20 protein-coding genes are annotated in these 16,181 nt (G+C 69.1%); 12 read left to right on the top strand and 8 right to left on the bottom strand.

Going from position 1 to position 16,181, the window contains the following annotated elements:
* Positions 1-409: 409 nt before the first annotated feature.
* Positions 410-1,159, top strand: coding sequence for an SDR family NAD(P)-dependent oxidoreductase (locus SFC76_RS07445; protein WP_322848851.1), 750 nt, complete (start codon positions 410-412; stop codon positions 1,157-1,159).
* Here SFC76_RS07445 and SFC76_RS07450 read toward each other — a convergent pair.
* Complete coding sequence (locus SFC76_RS07450) at positions 1,138-2,061, bottom strand: LysR family transcriptional regulator (RefSeq protein WP_322848852.1); 924 nt, start codon at positions 2,059-2,061, stop codon at positions 1,138-1,140. The genes SFC76_RS07445 and SFC76_RS07450 overlap by 22 nt on opposite strands.
* 128 nt (positions 2,062-2,189) lie before the next feature.
* Between SFC76_RS07450 and SFC76_RS07455 the strand changes: the two genes are divergently transcribed.
* The 4 genes from SFC76_RS07455 to SFC76_RS07470 all read left to right on the top strand — a co-directional run bounded on the left by SFC76_RS07455 (position 2,190) and on the right by SFC76_RS07470 (position 5,122).
* On the top strand, positions 2,190-2,438 hold the full coding sequence (locus tag SFC76_RS07455) for a hypothetical protein (protein WP_322848853.1): 249 nt from the start codon (positions 2,190-2,192) through the stop codon (positions 2,436-2,438).
* Between the two features lie 110 nt (positions 2,439-2,548).
* The gene (gene wrbA / locus SFC76_RS07460) at positions 2,549-3,148 is read left to right on the top strand and encodes an NAD(P)H:quinone oxidoreductase (RefSeq protein ID WP_322848854.1); all 600 of its coding nucleotides are present in this window, start codon (positions 2,549-2,551) and stop codon (positions 3,146-3,148) included.
* Between the two features lie 163 nt (positions 3,149-3,311).
* Positions 3,312-4,592, top strand: a complete 1,281-nt coding sequence (locus SFC76_RS07465) for an ATP-binding protein (RefSeq protein WP_322848855.1) — start codon at positions 3,312-3,314, stop codon at positions 4,590-4,592.
* Positions 4,589-5,122 (top strand): response regulator transcription factor, encoded by a 534-nt coding sequence (locus tag SFC76_RS07470; protein ID WP_322848856.1) that lies wholly within the window; start codon positions 4,589-4,591, stop codon positions 5,120-5,122. The genes SFC76_RS07465 and SFC76_RS07470 overlap by 4 nt, the downstream gene beginning before the upstream one ends.
* A gap of 161 nt (positions 5,123-5,283) precedes the next feature.
* On the opposite strand, the gene SFC76_RS07475 is transcribed toward SFC76_RS07470, so the two are convergent.
* Positions 5,284-5,586 (bottom strand): polyhydroxyalkanoic acid system family protein, encoded by a 303-nt coding sequence (locus SFC76_RS07475; protein WP_322848857.1) that lies wholly within the window; start codon positions 5,584-5,586, stop codon positions 5,284-5,286.
* Positions 5,583-6,017, bottom strand: a complete 435-nt coding sequence (locus SFC76_RS07480; RefSeq protein WP_322848858.1) for a VOC family protein — start codon at positions 6,015-6,017, stop codon at positions 5,583-5,585. The genes SFC76_RS07475 and SFC76_RS07480 overlap by 4 nt, the downstream gene beginning before the upstream one ends.
* A 326-nt stretch (positions 6,018-6,343) precedes the next feature.
* Between SFC76_RS07480 and lnt the strand changes: the two genes are divergently transcribed.
* Both lnt and metK read left to right on the top strand, forming a co-directional pair.
* Positions 6,344-7,885, top strand: a complete 1,542-nt coding sequence (gene lnt, locus SFC76_RS07485; protein WP_322848859.1) for an apolipoprotein N-acyltransferase — start codon at positions 6,344-6,346, stop codon at positions 7,883-7,885.
* Positions 7,886-7,927: 42 nt separating this feature from the next.
* On the top strand, positions 7,928-9,145 hold the full coding sequence (gene metK, locus SFC76_RS07490) for a methionine adenosyltransferase (protein WP_322848860.1): 1,218 nt from the start codon (positions 7,928-7,930) through the stop codon (positions 9,143-9,145).
* 116 nt (positions 9,146-9,261) lie between these two features.
* Here metK and SFC76_RS07495 read toward each other — a convergent pair whose 3' ends face one another.
* Genes SFC76_RS07495 through SFC76_RS07505 form a run of 3 tightly spaced genes read right to left on the bottom strand, consistent with a single transcriptional unit; the run spans position 9,262 to position 11,082 of the window.
* On the bottom strand, positions 9,262-9,606 hold the full coding sequence (locus SFC76_RS07495) for a PilZ domain-containing protein (protein ID WP_322848861.1): 345 nt from the start codon (positions 9,604-9,606) through the stop codon (positions 9,262-9,264).
* Between the two features lie 52 nt (positions 9,607-9,658).
* Positions 9,659-10,276 (bottom strand): phosphatase PAP2 family protein, encoded by a 618-nt coding sequence (locus SFC76_RS07500; RefSeq protein ID WP_322848862.1) that lies wholly within the window; start codon positions 10,274-10,276, stop codon positions 9,659-9,661.
* A complete protein-coding gene (locus tag SFC76_RS07505) occupies positions 10,273-11,082 on the bottom strand; it encodes a formate/nitrite transporter family protein (RefSeq protein WP_322848863.1) in 810 nt (269 codons plus the stop codon). The genes SFC76_RS07500 and SFC76_RS07505 overlap by 4 nt, the downstream gene beginning before the upstream one ends.
* A 96-nt stretch (positions 11,083-11,178) precedes the next feature.
* On the opposite strand from SFC76_RS07505, the gene trmB reads away from it, so the two are divergent.
* Positions 11,179-11,871, top strand: a complete 693-nt coding sequence (trmB, locus tag SFC76_RS07510; protein WP_322848864.1) for a tRNA (guanosine(46)-N7)-methyltransferase TrmB — start codon at positions 11,179-11,181, stop codon at positions 11,869-11,871.
* Between the two features lie 100 nt (positions 11,872-11,971).
* Here trmB and SFC76_RS07515 read toward each other — a convergent pair whose 3' ends face one another.
* On the bottom strand, positions 11,972-12,160 hold the full coding sequence (locus SFC76_RS07515) for a hypothetical protein (protein ID WP_322848865.1): 189 nt from the start codon (positions 12,158-12,160) through the stop codon (positions 11,972-11,974).
* Positions 12,161-12,176: 16 nt separating this feature from the next.
* Positions 12,177-12,944 carry a M15 family metallopeptidase gene (locus SFC76_RS07520; protein WP_322848866.1) on the bottom strand — a complete coding sequence of 256 codons (768 nt, stop codon included), beginning with the start codon at positions 12,942-12,944 and terminating at the stop codon, positions 12,177-12,179.
* Between the two features lie 46 nt (positions 12,945-12,990).
* Here SFC76_RS07520 and SFC76_RS07525 point away from each other — a divergent pair, with 46 nt between their 5' ends.
* The 4 genes from SFC76_RS07525 to SFC76_RS07540 all read left to right on the top strand — a co-directional run bounded on the left by SFC76_RS07525 (position 12,991) and on the right by SFC76_RS07540 (position 16,066).
* Complete coding sequence (locus SFC76_RS07525; RefSeq protein ID WP_322848867.1) at positions 12,991-13,659, top strand: RluA family pseudouridine synthase; 669 nt, start codon at positions 12,991-12,993, stop codon at positions 13,657-13,659.
* A gap of 10 nt (positions 13,660-13,669) precedes the next feature.
* The gene (gene arfB, locus SFC76_RS07530; protein WP_322848868.1) at positions 13,670-14,095 is read left to right on the top strand and encodes an alternative ribosome rescue aminoacyl-tRNA hydrolase ArfB; all 426 of its coding nucleotides are present in this window, start codon (positions 13,670-13,672) and stop codon (positions 14,093-14,095) included.
* 295 nt (positions 14,096-14,390) lie between these two features.
* A complete protein-coding gene (locus SFC76_RS07535) occupies positions 14,391-14,873 on the top strand; it encodes a GAF domain-containing protein (RefSeq protein ID WP_322848869.1) in 483 nt (160 codons plus the stop codon).
* 116 nt (positions 14,874-14,989) lie between these two features.
* Positions 14,990-16,066, top strand: coding sequence for an RcnB family protein (locus tag SFC76_RS07540; RefSeq protein ID WP_322848870.1), 1,077 nt, complete (start codon positions 14,990-14,992; stop codon positions 16,064-16,066).
* Positions 16,067-16,181 lie beyond the last annotated feature (115 nt).

Raw genomic sequence — 16,181 nt, forward strand, 5'->3', positions numbered from 1 at the left:
CAGGAGCGTAGCGCCGACCTACATTCAGTTGAATTCCTCCCCCGCCAGGGGGAGGTGGCATGCCGAAGGCATGACGGAGGGGAGGTAAGTGACGCGTCCGTTCCGTGTCCTCCCCCTCCGTCACGGCTTCGCCGCGCACCTCCCCCTTGCGGGGGAGGAATTGTCATCGTTCACGAGTTGAATGTCGATCCCGCCTAGGACCAAGCGAACCAACGCCTTACGGCGCTCGCCACTCCAGTGCTCCTGCTTTCGCAGGAGCACTGGAGTGGCGATTTCGATCGGGCTCGCGTTACGGCGTGCGTTTGGTGCGCTCGCGAGCTTCGCCCGCCTCTATCGCTGGCGGCGCGGCGGGGGATCATTGTAGGGCGGTCCCGCTTTGACGCAGCGCGATGGGATCAGCGGAGACGATATGACCAAGACGGCTTTCATCACCGGCGCGACCGCCGGCATCGGCGCGGCGGCGGCGGCGGCGTTCGTGGGCGCGGGGTGGCGGGTGGTCGGCACCGGGCGACGCGTCGAGCGGCTCGACGCGTTGCGCGCGCGGCTCGGCGAGGCGGTGCATACGCTCGCCTTCGACGTCGCCGACGAGGCGGCGGCGGGCAAGGCGATCGCCGGGCTGCCGGAGGGCTGGCGCGACATCGATCTGCTGATCAACAACGCCGGCCTCGCGCTCGGCACCAAACCGGCGCAGGAGGCGAGCCTCGACGACTGGCGGACGATGATCGCGACCAACGTCACCGCTTTGGTATCGCTGACCCACCGGCTGCTGCCGGGACTGATCGCGCGGCGGGGGGCGATCATCAATCTGTCGTCGGTGGCGGCGACCTATCCGTATAGCGGCGGCAACGTCTATGGCGGCACCAAGGCGTTCGTCGAGCAATTCTCGCTCGGCCTGCGCGCCGATTTGCACGGCAAGGGGGTGCGCGTCACCTCGATCGAGCCGGGGATGGTGGAGACCGAATTCACCACGGTGCGCAACGGCGGCGACCAGGCGGCGTCCGACGCGCTCTACAAGGGTGCCGATCCGATGACCGCGGAGGATATCGCGGCGACGATGCTGTGGGTGGCGACGCTGCCGCCGCACCTCAATATCAACCGGCTCGAGCTGATGCCGGTCAGCCAGTCGTTCGCCGGCTTTCAGGTCGCGCGCGCGGGCTGATCCGCCTCGGCGCAGGGGTCGCGCAGCCGGCCCGAGAGGAAGGCGATCAGCGCCTCGACCCGCGCCGGGCGCAGCGCGCTCGGCGGGGTGAGCAGGTGGAGGCCGATCGGCGCGGCGGACCAGTCGGGCAGGATCGTCACCACCGCGCCGCCGCCGATGTGCGGACCGACGATGAAGCCGGGCAGGCGGGCGATGCCGAGCCCGGCGACGAGCGTCGGGATCAGCGCCTCGCCGCTGTTGGCGATCAGCGGCCCCTGCGGACGGATCGCGACATCGCTGCCGTCGACATGCTGAAAGCGCCACGGCGCGAGCACGTTGGAATAGCCGAGCACGCGGTGGCGGGCGAGTTCGGACGGGTGCGCGGGCGTGCCATGCGCGGCGAGATAGGCGGGGGCGGCGACCAGATGCGTGCGGATGTCGCACAGGCGGCGACCGCGCAGGCTGCTGTCGGGCAGGTCGCCGATGCGCAGCGCGACGTCGAAGCCCTCGGCGACGATGTCGACGCGCGCGTCGGACAGGTGCAGGTCGATCTCGATACCGGGATGCGCGGCGAGGAATTCGGCGAGCAGCGGCGCGACGTTGCGCACGCCGAAGCTCATCGGCGCGGCGAGGCGGACGCGGCCGGTCGGCGCGCTCAACGCGTCGCGCGCGGCTTCCTCTGCGGCCTGCGCCTCGGCGAGGATGCGCGCGGCGTGCGCGGCGAGCGGCTTGCCCGCCTCGGTGAGCGCGAGCCGGCGCGAGGTTCGGTGGAACAGCGACTGGCCGATCTGCTCTTCCAGCCGGGTGATCGCCTTCGACACGGTCGCCTTGCTGAGCCCGATCGCATCGGCGGCGGCGCTGAACGAATTATGTTCGGCGACGGCGGCGAAGATCGCCCAGGCTTCGAGATCGGGTAGGCGCATTGCGGGTCCTTCGCTGGCGATCGGGTCACCGCTATCAGTGCAGACGACCGGGTGCCATGGTTTCGCCGACGGCGTCGTGCGGCCGAGGCCGTTTTCTATAATGAACGGACACAGACGGAGCGGACGGCATGCGTGCTGAAGACATACTTCCGGGGGATACGAGCCATATCGAACGTGGCGGCATGACGCTGCGCAAGGGAACGGTGGCAGCGTTCCTTGCCAATGCGGCGATCTGGCTCGACCCGGCAGCGGAACCGGCCGACGTGGCGGCGGCAGAAGCGGCGATGATCGAGGCCCGGCCGGCGCTGGAGGCACTCGCTCTCTTCGATATCTTGGCCCCGCGCGATCCCCGGCTCGGCGCCTTAATGGGTGTCTGACGCCGGGGCCTCGGAACCTAGCGTGGAAACGGTCGGTTTCCAGCGTTTCCGTTTACGCGCCGTCCCTGCGGGACCATTTAGGGTGCGACACGCACATTGGAGACGTTCGGATGACCAAGGTTCTGGTGCTCTATTATTCGTCCTACGGCCATATCGAGCAGATGGCGGACGCTGTCGCCGAAGGCGCCCGCGCCGGCGGTGCCGAGGTGGATATCCGCCGCGTCGCCGAGACGGCGCCGGACGAGGTCGTCAAGGCGGCGCACTTCAAGACCGATACCGCGCATCCCGAGATCGAGGGGCCGGACGCGCTCGCGCAATATGACGCGATCATCGTCGGCGCACCGACCCGCTATGGCCGGATGCCCGCGCAGATGGCGGCCTATTGGGACACGACCGGGGGTCTGTGGGCGAAGGGCGCGCTGGTCGGCAAGGTCGGCGGTGCGTTCACCTCGACCGCCAGCCAGCATGGCGGGCAGGAGACGACCCTGTTCTCGATCATCACCAACCTGCTGCATCATGGCATGACCATCGTCGGTCTGGATTATGGTTTCCAGGGGCAGATGGGCGTCGACGAGGTCCGCGGCGGCTCGCCTTATGGCGCGACGACGATCTCGGCAGGCGACGGCTCGCGCCAGCCGCATGAGGAAGAACTGGCCGGCGCGCGCTATCAGGGCAAACGGATCGCCGAGACGGCCGCGAAGCTGAAGTGAGGCGAGGGGGCGGCCTGCCGATGGGCGGGCCGCCTCGACATCCTCTCCGTCAACTCCGCTAAGGCTCCTGCGGCGGCAGGAGCACCGTGCTGGCTGGATGGCTGTACCTACCCCGCTGCCCCGCGCGTGGCGCTCCGCCGCAAACGCGCCTACATCTCTGACGATGCCGACCCAGCCGCCCCGTTTGCCGCCGCCCGCGCCCGAGGATGCCGCGGCGCGCAACATGCGGTTGCTGGTGTTGCTGCGCTGGATGGCGGTCGGCGGGCAGCTCGCGGCGATCCTGATCGTCCATTACGGGCTCGGCATCCGCCTGCCGATCGTCGCGATGGGGGTGGTGCTCGCGGCGCTCGTCATGCTCAACGTCATCACGTGGCTGGGGCATCCGCATTGGCCGGTGACCAATTTCCAGTTGTTCGGCTCGCTGGCCTGCGATGTCGTTGCGCTGTCGGTGCAGCTTTATCTCAGCGGCGGGGCATCCAATCCGTTCGTGTCGCTGTATCTGTTGCAGGTCGTCATGGGCGCGGTGCTGCTCCATGCCTGGACGAGCTGGGCGCTGGTCGGGCTGACCTCCGTGGCGCTCGCGCTGGTCGCGCTGCTCAGCCCGCCGCTGGCGGTGCCGGCGGGGTTCGCGACGCATCTGTCGCCGGTCTATGTCATCGGGCTATGGGCCAATTTCGTGCTCGCCGCGGTGCTGCTGGTGCTGTTCGTGACGCGCATCGCCGCCAATCTGCGCAGCCGCGACGCGCATCTCGCCACGATGCGCCAGCGTGCGGCCGAGGAGGATCATATCGTCCGCATGGGCCTGCTCGCGAGCGGCGCGGCGCATGAACTCGGTACGCCGCTGTCGTCGATCCTCGTGCTGCTCGGCGACTGGAAGAGCGAGGCGGCGATCCGCACGGAACCGCGCCTCGCGGCCGAGGTGGACGAGATGCAGGCGGAGGTGATGCGCTGCAAGACGATCGTGTCGGGCATCCTGTTCGCCGCGGGCGAGGTGACCGGCGAGGCGCCCGAACGCACCACGCTGCGCCGCTTCCTGTCGGGGATCGTTGCGGTCTGGCCGGGGACGGTGACGTTCGAGGATCGGATCGGCGAGGATCGGCCGATCGTTTCCGACCGCGCATTGGGGCAGGCGCTGACCAATCTGCTCGACAATGCCGCGGAGGCGGGTGCGTCGGCGATCACGCTCACCGCGACGGTGGCGGAAGAGACGATCGTGCTGACCGTGCGCGACGATGGCAGCGGCTTTCCGCCGGCGGTGCTTGCCGGGATCGGCAAGCCCTATAACACCAGCAAGGAACGGCGCGGCGCGGGGCTTGGGCTGTTCCTCGCCACCAACGTGCTGCGGACGCTTGGCGGCACGCTGGCGGCGCGCAACATCGCGGGCGGGGCGGAGATGGTGCTGCGGCTGCCGATGGCGGCGCTGGCGTTGGAGGAGGGAGCATGAGCGGGCGACGGCTGCTGATCGTCGAGGACGATGCCAATTTCGCGCGGACGCTGGGGCGCTCGTTCGAGCGGCGCGGCTATGCGGTGACGATGCTGCCGGGGCCCGACGGGCTGGAGGCGGCGGTGACCGACTTCAAGCCCGATCATGCGGTGGTCGACCTGCGGCTGGGCGGTGCGTCGGGACTGACCTGCGTGGCGGCGATCCACGGCATCGATCCGGGCATCAAGATCGTCGTGCTGACCGGCTTCGCCAGCATCGCGACCGCGGTCGAGGCGATCAAGCTCGGCGCGACCAACTATCTGACCAAGCCGGCCAATACCGACGATATCGAGGCGGCTTTCGCGCGGATCGACGGCGATGCGGGCGCGACGATCGCCGCGGCGCCGCCGACCTCGATCAAGACGCTGGAATGGGAGCATATCCACCAGACGCTGGCGGACGCGGACTTCAACATCTCCGAGGCGGCGCGGCGGCTGGGGATGCACCGGCGGACGCTGGCGCGGAAGCTCGACAAGCGGCACATGGGGTGAGACCCATTCCTGCCCCGCCAGGGGGAGGTGGCACGGCGAAGCGGTGACGGAGGGGGAGGAAAGGGCGGAGTGTCATGACTGCGCTTCCGCCCTTTCCTCCCCCTCCACCATTCGGCTGACGCCGAACGGTCCCCCTCCCCCTGGCGGGGGAGGATTATGTTCTACTTCAGTAGTTTCGGGGCTTCCTGCTGGATCACGTCGCGGATCTTGCCGGCGAACAGGCCGAGGAAGCCGGGCAGGTCGACGATCGCATGGACGTTGCTGTCGGATACCGTCGCGCGGCAGCCGATCGACTGGCCCATCGCGCCGACGGTGAAATGCATCGTGTCGCCCTCCCAGTGATGCTCGACCTGCGCGCCGCCGGGGATCAGCCGGCCGATCTTGCCGATGCCGCCGTCGAGCCGCTCGCGCACCGCGGTCTTGCCGAGCTGATGGGGAATGTTGAGTTCGATCGGGGCGCTCATTGGTGATCCTTCGTCGTGGCGAACAGCATCGCATCGTCCCCGAACGCCTTGAACTCGAGCGCGTTGCCCGATGGGTCCGAGAAGAACATCGTCGCCTGCTCGCCCGCCTCGCCGCGGAAGCGGACGTGCGGCTCGATCCCGAAGCGCACGCCGGCGGCGGCGACGCGCTCGCTGAGCGCCTGCCAGTCGGCCATGGTGAGCACGACGCCGAAATGGGGGACGGGGACGTGGTGGCCGTCGACTTCGTTGGCGACCTGTACGGCGCGGGCCGCAGGGTCGAGATGCGCGACGATCTGATGGCCGAACAGGTCGAAGTCGATCCATTGGTCGCTGGAGCGGCCCTCCGGGCAACCGAGCACGCCGCCGTAGAAGACGCGCGCCGCGGCGAGATCGTGGACCGGGAACGCGAGGTGGAAGGGGCGTAGGGACATGACGCGAAGGTAGGGACGGGTGACGGCATGCGCTACCGCTCAATTCCTCCCCCGCCAGGGGGAGGTGGCACGCCGAAGGCGTGACGGAGGGGGAGGACGGGTAAACTTCGATAACAATGCTCTACCCTATCCTCCCCCTCCACCATTCGGCTGGCGCCGAACGGTCCCCCTCCCCCTGGCGGGGGAGGAATTTGGGGGTCGCCGATGACGACCAGCCATGCGTCACTCCGGAACACGTCCAGAGCGCGGGGTGGTCCGGGAAGGCATGCGAGTCACTTCCAAGCGGGGGGAGGACATCGGGTTTGGCGCGCGCTACACGGCGCCGCATGCCCGCCTTTCTTTCCCGCCGTCCCGCCCTTGTCGCGCTGATCCTTGGGGCGATCGCCGCGACGGGGTTCGCGCCGTTGCAGCTTTGGCCGTTGACGCTGGTCGGGCTCGCCGGGCTCGCCGCGCTCGTCCAGCGCGCCGACACCGGCCGGCGGGCCTTGTGGCTCGGCTGGTGCTGGGGCGTCGGGCATTTCACGATCAACAACAACTGGTTCCAGCACGCCTTCGACTTTCAGGACAAGATGCCGCCGGTGCTCGGCTATTTCGCCGCGATCGGGCTGGCGCTGTATCTGGCGATCTTCCCGATGGCCGCCGCCGGGATCGGCTGGCGCTTCGGCCGCGGCGAGCGGCCCGACGCCGGCTATGCCCTGGTCTTCGCGGCGGCGTGGATCGCCAGCGAATATCTGCGCAGCGTCCTGTTCAGCGGCTATGCGTGGGACCCGATCGGCGTGATCTGGCTGCCGGTGATCGGCGTCGCGCGGCTGTCGGCGTGGATCGGGACCTATGCGCTGTCGGGCGTGACGGTGCTGGCCGCGGTGTCTTTGCTGCTGTTGCCGCAGCGGCGCTGGCGCGTGCCGGCCGGGCTGGCGGCGGCGCTGGTGCTCGCCGCGGTGTCGGCGCTGTGGACGCAGGCACCCCCCGCACGGCGTGATGCGCCGCTGCTGCGCGTCGTCCAGCCCAATGTCGGGCAGGACGCGCGCGGCGAGGGCGATCAGGAGGTGATGCTCGCCGCGCTGATCCGCCAGTCGGGAACGCCCGGACCGCGGCCGCGGCTGGTGCTGTGGCCCGAGGGGGTGATCCGCGACTATCTGGAAAGCGGCTATCCGCGCTGGATCTATTTCGGCCAAAGCCCGCTGTTCAACCGCTGGCGGCTGGCGCGGCTGCTCGGCCCGCGCGACGTGCTGATGACCGGCCATACGCCGCTGCGGTTCGACGCCAAGGGCGATGTCGCGGGCGCGTCCAATTCGGTGTTCGCGCTCGATGCCCGCGCGCGCATCGTCGGCCGCTACGACAAGGCGCATCTGGTGCCGTTCGGCGAATATCTGCCGATGCCGTGGCTGCTCAAGCCGCTCGGCCTCGCGCGGCTGGTGCCGGGCGATTTCGATTTCGACGATGGCCCCGGTCCGCGCACGCTGACGATCCCCGGCTTCGGCGCGATCGGCTTTCAGATCTGCTACGAGATCATCTTCTCGGGCCGCACCGTCGACGAGGCGCATCGGCCGGCGATCCTCTTCAACCCGTCGACCGATGCGTGGTTCGGCCGCTGGGGGCCGCCGCAGCATCTCGCGCAGGCGCGGATGCGCGCGATCGAGGAGGGACTGCCGATCGTCCGCTCGACTCCGACCGGGATTTCGGCGGTGATCGCCGCCGACGGACGGCTGCTCGCCACCGTCCCGCACGAGACCGCGGGCGCGATCGAGCTGCCGATGCCGCCGGCGCTGCCGCCTACAGTGTTCAGTCGATTGGGGAATTGGGCGGCGTTGATCGTTGCGCTGGTCTTCGCGGCGGCGGCGATTGCCATCCGCCGCCGCGCGCGGTAGGAGCGACATATAAAGGCATCTTTATATCGTTATGAGGCAGTGATGCGCAGCAGCTATATCTTCACGTCCGAGTCCGTTTCCGAAGGCCATCCCGACAAGGTCGCCGACCAGATCAGCGACACGATCGTCGATCTGTTCCTGTCCAAGGACGCGGAGGCGCGTATCGCTTGCGAGACGCTGACCACCACCAATCTCGTCGTGCTGGCGGGCGAAATCCGCTGCAAGGGCGTGTACGAGAACGGCGCCTGGGCCGAGGGCGCGCTTGCCGAGATCGAGGCCGCGGTGCGCGCCACGGTGAAGCGGATCGGCTACGAACAGTCGGGCTTCCACTGGGAAAGCTTCACCTTCGAGAACAACCTCCACGGCCAGTCGGCGGAAATCGCGATGGGCGTCGACGAGGGTTCGAACAAGGACGAGGGTGCGGGCGATCAGGGCATCATGTTCGGCTATGCGACCGACGAGACGCCCGGCCTGATGCCGGCGACGCTCTATTACAGCCACAAGATCCTCGAGACGATGGCGGCCGACCGTCATTCGGGCAAGGCGCCGTTCCTCGAGCCCGACGCCAAGAGTCAGGTGACGCTGCAATACGAGAATGGCGTGCCGACGCGTGCGGTGGCGCTGGTCGTCTCGACGCAGCACAAGGCGGGCTATTGCCTGCAGGGCGACAACGCCGATGCCGCCAAATATGACGTGCTCAAGGATTACGTCACCGGCGTGCTGACCAGCACGCTGCCCGAGGGCTTCGTCACCGACGAGACCAAGGTCTATATCAACCCGACCGGCGCGTTCGAGATCGGTGGCCCCGACGGCGACGCGGGCGTCACCGGCCGCAAGATCATCGTCGACACCTACGGCGGCGCCGCCCCGCACGGTGGTGGCGCGTTCAGCGGCAAGGATCCCACGAAGGTCGACCGTTCGGCGGCGTACGTCGCGCGCTATCTCGCCAAGAACGTCGTCGCGGCGGGTCTCGCCAAGCGCTGCACGATCCAGCTCAGCTATGCGATCGGCATTGCCGAGCCGCTGTCGGTCTATGTTGATACGCATGGCACGGGTACGGTCGACGAGGCGAAGCTGGAGCAGGTGCTGCCGCAGCTCGTTCGCCTGACCCCCAAGGGCATTCGCCAGCATCTCAAGCTCAATGCGCCGATCTACGTCAAGTCGGCGGCTTATGGTCACTTCGGCCGCGAGCCCGAGGGCGATCTGTTCACCTGGGAAAAGACCGATCTGGTCGACCGGCTGAAGGCGGCGGTCGCCTGATCCGTCCGATCCGACGTGCATGATCGGCACCCTCCCGCGTCGCTGGACGCAGGAGGGTGTTTTCTTATCGGGGCAAATAGCGCGCGGTGCCGGCACGGGCCGGGCGCACCACCGCCTTATCGCCGATACGCGTCGTTGATATCGGCCATCCAGCCGGCCTTGGGCACCGCGCCGACACCGCGCGGCTTGCGTGCTTCGTCGAGGTCGATCGGTTCGGCGAAGCGGACGCCGGCGAGCCGGTCCTTCACCCAGACGACCTCGCCGGTCAGCTCGGTGATATGACCCATTTCCAGCCGCAGCAGCATGCCGGTGGCGAAGTCGCCCGCATTCTCGATACAGGCGCCCGAGCGCGACAGATTGCGCACCCGGCGCTCGACCGGCGAACCACCGGGCACACTGACCGCGGCGCGGACGATGACGCTGTTGCGCTTTTCGCGCGAGGGTTCGGGAGGGGTGTTCATAACGCTGCCGTATCGGTTATCTATCATGGGCTCCACAGGAAACCCAATACAACTATCCCTGAAGTGGTTCTTTCCGGCTGGCGGACGGCGGCACGACGCGGTTGAACAGCGCATCGACCAAGGCTTCCGATACCCAGCCGATCACGCCGCCGACGAGCACGTCGGAGAGATAATGGTTGCCGGCGACCGGCTGGATCGCGGCGACCGCGGCGACGCCGAGCGCGGCGGGGGTCGCGGCCCCGTCGACCTCGCGCGAGACCGCGCGCGCCACTGCGACCGCGCCGGCGGTGTGGCCCGACGGGAACGAGCTGAGGTCGTGATCGTGACTGTCGCCGGCCTCGAAGCGATGGTCTCCGTCGTCGATCGCCTTGGCGGGGCGGGTGCGGTCGATCGAGCGTTTGATCGCGCTCTTGACGCCGGTGGCGACGAGATGCGCGGCGAGCATCCGCGCGCCGCCGCGGACCATGTCGGGCCGCCGCCCGACCAGCCCCGCCGCCATCGTGGCGATCGAGGCGGTGATCAGTTGCGGCTGGTCGGCGACCTCGCCGAGGAAGCTGGCGAAGCGGACCGGCGCCGTATCGCGCTTCGCCGCCGCCTCGTTGGTCAACTGGCGATCCGCCCGTTCGACCCTCTTGGCGGCGGTTTTCGCCCCCGATCCCGACTTGCTCACTGCTCTTCTCCCTGCGGCGATTGGCCGCGTACCTGTCCGTGCGCGAGTACCGCGAAAATGCCGGCACCGCCGACGAGATTGCCGAGCACCGCCGGCGCGATCAGCCCCGCCAGCGTCTGGACGACGCCGGTCTGGCCGGCGAACAGCAGCAGGAAGGCCTCGCTGGAGCCGACGATCGAATGGCTAAAGCCGGCGATCGTCAGGATATAGGTGAAGGCGAAGATCACCGCGACGCTCTGGCTGCGCGCATTGGGCAGCGCCCAGGCGAGGATCGCGATCATGAAGCCGGCGGGGATCGCGTTGATGAAGGTCCGGCCGGCGGACAATTCGGTGATCCCCATCGAAATGGCGAGTGCGGCATGGCGGATCGCGTCGCTGCCCATCGCGCCGGTGGCGATCGCCAGCCCGGCGAGCGCGGTGCCGAGCAGATTGGCGACGAGGACGATGCCCCACAGCCGCAGCGTACGCGCCAGCGCCCAGCGCGACGGCCGCGTCACCAGCGGCAGCATCGCGGTGATCGTGCTTTCGGTGAACAATTGCATCCGGCCCAGGATCACCGCCATGAACCCGATGGGATAGCCTAGGCCGCTGACCAGTTGGCGCCACGGCGCGTCGGGCAAGGCGGCATGGAGCGCAGCCTCGGTGAGCAGCGATACGCTGATCGCGATCCCCGCGGCGAGCGCCGACCAGAAGAGCTGCAGCGCCGGGCGGCGCAACTCGTCCTCACCCGATTCGCGTACCGTGCGGTGGAGCGTCTTGGCGTCGGCGGCCTTGAGGCCGTCGCCATCGGAGGCGTCGTCGGTCATGTGGCGGTGCAACGGACCGCCGCCCCGCTTTGCTCCGCGCGGTGTGGGCGATTGCGGCGTTTCCCTGTCGCGGTTTGTGTTCTAGGGCGCGCCACCATGAACGATCCCGCCACCATCCGCCGTCTCTACGGCCGTCGTCAGGGCCATAAGCTGCGTATCGGCCAGGCCGCGCTGGTCGAGGAGACGCTGGCGCCGCTGAGCGTGCCGGAAGCGGGGCCGCTCGACGCACGGGTGCTGTTCGGCGACGCCGAAGGGCAAGAGCGCCCGCTGGAGCTGGAGATCGGCTTCGGCGCGGGCGAGCATCTCGCGGGTCAGGCGACGCTGCGGCCCGAGACTGGGTTCATCGGTTGCGAGCCGTTCCTCAACGGCGTCGTCGGCGCGCTCGGTCATATCCGCGACGGCGGCCTCACCAACGTGCGGCTGCACATGGGCGATGCGCTCGAAGTGGTCGAGCGGCTGCCCGATGCCAGCCTCAGCCGCGTCTATCTGCTCCACCCCGATCCCTGGCCGAAGGCGCGCCACGCCAAGCGGCGGATGATCAACCACGGCCCGCTCGACGCGATCGCCGCCAAGCTGAAGCCGGGCGCCGAATTTCGGCTCGGCACCGACGATCCGACCTATTGCCGCTGGGCGATGATGATCATGAACCAGCGCCGCGACTTCGTCTGGACGGCGCGGACGCCGGCGGACTTCCTGACCCGGCCCGACGATTGGCCGGAGACGCGCTACGAACGCAAGGCGCGGCGGCAGGGGCACGAAGTGTGGTATTTCCGGTATATCCGGCAATAGCGGGGCGCCTTCGAACGGCGGCCCGCGATACACCAAGGTCGTACCCCGGCCTCCGCCGGGGAACAGGGGGCGTTTTGCCGAGCGCTCGCGACAGCCGGATCTAGCGGAGCAGCGCGCCGATCGCTTGCAGGATGGTGGCGCCGCCGAGCGGCGCTACCAGCAGCATCACGAGGTTGAAGCCGACCACCACTTCCATCGTCTTGCGCTGGCGCGGGGTCAGGCGGCGCGGTGGCGGCGGCTTGGGTTCCCAGCGGGGGGGAGGCACTTGGTCGCGGAAGTCGACGAACATGGACCCTCCTGGTGCGTCAGCGGCGACGCTTCTTCTTCTTGAGGTCCGGCGCAGGCCAGGCCGGTAAGGCGACATAGACGATCGGCACGACCTTGGCGATGGTCCGTACCGCATCAACCCCCGGATTGGCGGGAAATTGCGCGCGTGCCTTGGCGAAGATGAAGCGCGCGCGGGCGGCACCGGGGGCGGTCGCGCTGGTGCCGACCCAGCGCCAATGCCACGGCTCCCATTTCACATTCTGCTTGTTGCCGCCGGGAAAGGACATTTCGAAGCCGAAGCGCGGCGCGTTGGCGACCAGCCAGCGCGCCGCCGGCGTCGCCGCCATGCACGCCTCGGCATCGGGGCAGCCGTTGGCGGGGCGGACGGCGAAGTCGAGCGCATAGCCGGTCGAATGTTCGCTGTGTCCGGGCGGCGCGACGGAGATGGCGCGGGTCGCGTCGGGATCGCCACCGGCATCGGGATGTTCGCGGCAGAAGACGCTCGCCTGGCGGATGATCGACCGGTGGCACGACAGGGCGCGCAGCTGCCCCATCACCGCCGGATCGCCCTGCGCGGCGGCGAGCAGCCGTTCGAGATCGGAGATGGCGTCGCGGCGGAGCATGCAGCCGTTGAGCGCGAAGCCCGCCGGCGCCGGCACCAGCTCGTCGGGCGGCGCGTCGCCGTAGGGAAGGTGGCCGTAAACGCGGCCGTCGCTCGCCATGGTCGCCGAGGCGCCGGCGCAGACCTGCGCGGTCGCGGGGGCGGCGAGGGCCAAAGGGGCGAGCAGAAGAGCGGCACTGCGCATCGCGCGCCTCTGGCGCGGACGAGCAGGGAGTGGCAAGGCGTTTCTCATGCATGGCGACCGCGTATTGTTCATCGACGGCGAGGCTCTGGTCATCGACAAGCCCGCGGGCTTGCCGGTCGACAAACCGCGCGACGGCTCCCTCAGTCTGGAGAATCACCTCGATTCGCTGAAGTTCGGCTTCCAGCGCTGGCCCACGGCGGTGCACCGGCTCGACCGCGACACCAGCGGCTGCCTCCTGCTGTCGCGCAATCCCAAGGCGCAGGCGCGCTTCCAGCAGGCGTTCGAGCGCGGCGAGGTGGAGAAGCGCTATCTTGCGATCCTCTCCGGCATACCCGCCGAGAGCGAGGGCGTCATCGAGATGGCGCTCGGCAAGACCAGCACGCGCGAGGAGGGCTGGCGGATCGTGGAGGACCCCAAGGGCAAGGCGTCGCGCACCGCGTGGCGGGTGATCGCGACCCGCGACGATCATGCCTTGGTCGAGTTCCGGCCGACGACCGGGCGGACGCACCAGATCCGCGTCCATGCCGCGAGCGGGCTCGGCCTGCCGGTGGTCGGCGATCCCGTGTATGGCGCGGGAGAACCCGGCGGCATGATGCTGCATGCGGCGGCGCTGACCGTGCCGCGCGCCAACAAGGACCCGATCGTCGCCGAGGCGCCGCTGCCCGAGCGGTTCGGGCCATGGCCGGGGATCGTGTCGGCGACGCCGGCGGACTAGGCGGCGCGCGATGCCGCTGATCCAGGTGACGCGATCGATCGCGATCGACGAACGCGAGGTGGAGGAGAGCTTCACGCGGTCGTCGGGGCCGGGCGGGCAGCACGTCAACACCACCGACAGTGCGGTGCTGCTGCGCTTCGACGTCTGGGGCTCGCCCAATCTGCCCGATCTGGTCAAGGCGCGGATGAGCGTGCTGGCGGGATCGCGGCTCAGCAAGGACGGCGTGCTGACGCTGCGCGGCGAGAGCAACCGCTCGCAGGAGATGAACCGGCGCGAGGTACGCGAACGGCTGGTCGCGCTGATCCAGGAAGCGACGATCGTGCCGAAGAAGCGCCGCCCGACCAAGCCGAGCAAATCGGCGAAGGCGCGTCGGGTCGACGAGAAGAAAGGGCGCAGCTCGGTGAAGGCCGGGCGCGGGCGGGTACCGGTGGAATAGGGGCAGGTCCTCCGTCGCTTTCGCACATTGGTGACCCCGGAGAGGATCGACCGGCTTCCTCATCAGCCACGTCACTTCGGACTCGTTCCGGGGTCCACCGAGCCGCATGGGAGCGGTATCCCCTGAAGCCGTTCTCCTCGCCGCAGAGTGGACCCCGGAACGAGTCCGGGGTGACGGAGAAGCTCAAAAAGAACGGTGTCGATAGGATCGGCCATATGCAATCGCTTCCCGTGGCGGGGGAGGAATTGGGTCTTCGGTATATGCGTCGCACCGCATCGCCCCTACATCGCGCGGCATGTACCAGTTCGACATCTCCGCCGGCTCGAAGGCCGATTTGTACCGCGACCTGCTGTCCGCGCTCGACGCGCTGACCGCGGACGAGCCCGATGCCGTCGCCAATATGGCCAATGCCTCGGCGCTGATCTGGCAATATCTGCCGGACCTCAACTGGGCGGGCTTCTACCGGCTTATTGGTGACGAGCTCGTGCTCGGGCCGTTCCAGGGCAAGGCGGCGTGCATCCGCATCGCGCTCGGCAAGGGCGTGTGCGGCACCGCGGCGGCGACGCGGACGACGCAATTGGTCGAGGACGTCCATGCCTTCCCAGGCCATATCGCCTGCGACGCGGCGAGCCGGTCCGAGCTGGTGGTGCCGATCGTGCGCGATGGCGTGCTGGTCGGCGTGCTCGATCTCGACAGTCCGGAACCCGCGCGGTTCGACGCCGAGGATGCCGCCGGCTGCGAGGCGCTCGCAACGCTGCTGGCGACTCGAACCCTTTGATCCGAAACGGGACTGCCGGCGGTCTGGCGACTCCGCAGGCGAAATGATAGGTGGATTGCTAATGTGACGTTAACCGTCGGCGTCGGGGGCGGCGTACGGGCAGCAGGGAGAAGACGATGCGGACGTGGTGGATTGCGACGGCCGGCCTGGTGCTGGGTGCCGCCGGTGGTGCCGACGCACAGCGCATGGTTGCGCATGGCCCCGATGGCCAGCGCGCCGGCGCCGGCTATCCCGCGCCGGTCGTGGGCGTGGCGCCGCCCAAGACGATGCAATCGTGGCAGGCACCGCGCGGCGGCTATCGCCGGCCGGTGGCCGTGCCCGCGGGGCAGCCGCGCTGGGGCAGCAAGGTCGGCGGTCGCTGGTGGGGCGGCGCCAACGCGCCCGGCGGCTGGAGCGCCTATCGCCGGCCGTTCCGCGGCTATGCCTTGCCGAGCTATTGGGTCGCACCGCGCTTCTACATCACCGATTGGCAGGGCTATGGGCTCAGCCGCCCCATGCCGGGTTACAATTGGGTGCGCTATTACGACGATGCGGTGCTGATCGACGCGCGCGGGTCGGTGTTCGACACGCGCGACGGCATCGATTGGGACGGCTATGGCGACGGTGGCTACGCCACGGACGATCGCGGCTATGACGACCGCGGTTACGACGACCGCAGCTATGAGCCGCGCAGCCACGCGCGGCGCGACGATGGCCTGGGCGGTGCGGTGATCGGCGCGGCGGCGGGCGGGGTCGCCGGCAATGTCATCGCCGGGCGCGGCAATCGCCTCGGCGGGACGGTGATCGGCGCCGGGGTCGGCGCCGCGGCGGGTTATGCGATCGATCGTGCCGAGGATCGGCGCGCGCCGCCACCACCGCCGCCGCCCGCCTATCGCCGGGACTATGACGTGCCGGTCGCGCCGGATCGCGCGCCGCCGCCGCCGCCGGTCGGCTACGCACCGGGCGGGGAGGCCTGGCGTTCGGCGGACGGCACGACGACGGTGACGACGTCGAGCGGCAGCGGCGGCTATTATCGCGGCGGCTCTTATTACCCTGGCGCGTCCTCGACCACCGTCGTGGTGCAGAGCGCGCCGGTGGTGACGACGACGACCACCGAAACCTTCGAGGATGCGGTGACCTATACGCGGCGCCCGGCGGTGCGGACCAAGACGCGGCGGGTGTGGCGGCCGGCGCCGAAGTGCAATTGCCGATGATGGCGCAGTTCATCGGTTAACCAACGGGGCACTTGGGCCGTCTGCGAAATGCGCGATGCACCCCGGCGAAGGCCGGGGCCCAGTTGGGTGAAGGCTGGAAATAGCTTACCACGGC

The organism is Sphingomonas sp. CD22 (assembly GCF_034556155.1).
GTDB lineage: Bacteria > Pseudomonadota > Alphaproteobacteria > Sphingomonadales > Sphingomonadaceae > Sphingomonas.

Coding starts and splice junctions, on each gene's coding strand:
- SFC76_RS07445 (WP_322848851.1), top strand. CDS start 410: ATGACCAAGACGGCTTTCATCACCGGCGCGACCGCCGGCATCGGCGCG.
- SFC76_RS07450 (WP_322848852.1), bottom strand. CDS start 2,061: ATGCGCCTACCCGATCTCGAAGCCTGGGCGATCTTCGCCGCCGTCGCC.
- SFC76_RS07455 (WP_322848853.1), top strand. CDS start 2,190: ATGCGTGCTGAAGACATACTTCCGGGGGATACGAGCCATATCGAACGT.
- wrbA (WP_322848854.1), top strand. CDS start 2,549: ATGACCAAGGTTCTGGTGCTCTATTATTCGTCCTACGGCCATATCGAG.
- SFC76_RS07465 (WP_322848855.1), top strand. CDS start 3,312: ATGCCGACCCAGCCGCCCCGTTTGCCGCCGCCCGCGCCCGAGGATGCC.
- SFC76_RS07470 (WP_322848856.1), top strand. CDS start 4,589: ATGAGCGGGCGACGGCTGCTGATCGTCGAGGACGATGCCAATTTCGCG.
- SFC76_RS07475 (WP_322848857.1), bottom strand. CDS start 5,586: ATGAGCGCCCCGATCGAACTCAACATTCCCCATCAGCTCGGCAAGACC.
- SFC76_RS07480 (WP_322848858.1), bottom strand. CDS start 6,017: ATGTCCCTACGCCCCTTCCACCTCGCGTTCCCGGTCCACGATCTCGCC.
- lnt (WP_322848859.1), top strand. CDS start 6,344: ATGCCCGCCTTTCTTTCCCGCCGTCCCGCCCTTGTCGCGCTGATCCTT.
- metK (WP_322848860.1), top strand. CDS start 7,928: ATGCGCAGCAGCTATATCTTCACGTCCGAGTCCGTTTCCGAAGGCCAT.
- SFC76_RS07495 (WP_322848861.1), bottom strand. CDS start 9,606: ATGAACACCCCTCCCGAACCCTCGCGCGAAAAGCGCAACAGCGTCATC.
- SFC76_RS07505 (WP_322848863.1), bottom strand. CDS start 11,082: ATGACCGACGACGCCTCCGATGGCGACGGCCTCAAGGCCGCCGACGCC.
- trmB (WP_322848864.1), top strand. CDS start 11,179: ATGAACGATCCCGCCACCATCCGCCGTCTCTACGGCCGTCGTCAGGGC.
- SFC76_RS07515 (WP_322848865.1), bottom strand. CDS start 12,160: ATGTTCGTCGACTTCCGCGACCAAGTGCCTCCCCCCCGCTGGGAACCC.
- SFC76_RS07520 (WP_322848866.1), bottom strand. CDS start 12,944: ATGCGCAGTGCCGCTCTTCTGCTCGCCCCTTTGGCCCTCGCCGCCCCC.
- SFC76_RS07525 (WP_322848867.1), top strand. CDS start 12,991: ATGCATGGCGACCGCGTATTGTTCATCGACGGCGAGGCTCTGGTCATC.
- arfB (WP_322848868.1), top strand. CDS start 13,670: ATGCCGCTGATCCAGGTGACGCGATCGATCGCGATCGACGAACGCGAG.
- SFC76_RS07535 (WP_322848869.1), top strand. CDS start 14,391: ATGTACCAGTTCGACATCTCCGCCGGCTCGAAGGCCGATTTGTACCGC.
- SFC76_RS07540 (WP_322848870.1), top strand. CDS start 14,990: ATGCGGACGTGGTGGATTGCGACGGCCGGCCTGGTGCTGGGTGCCGCC.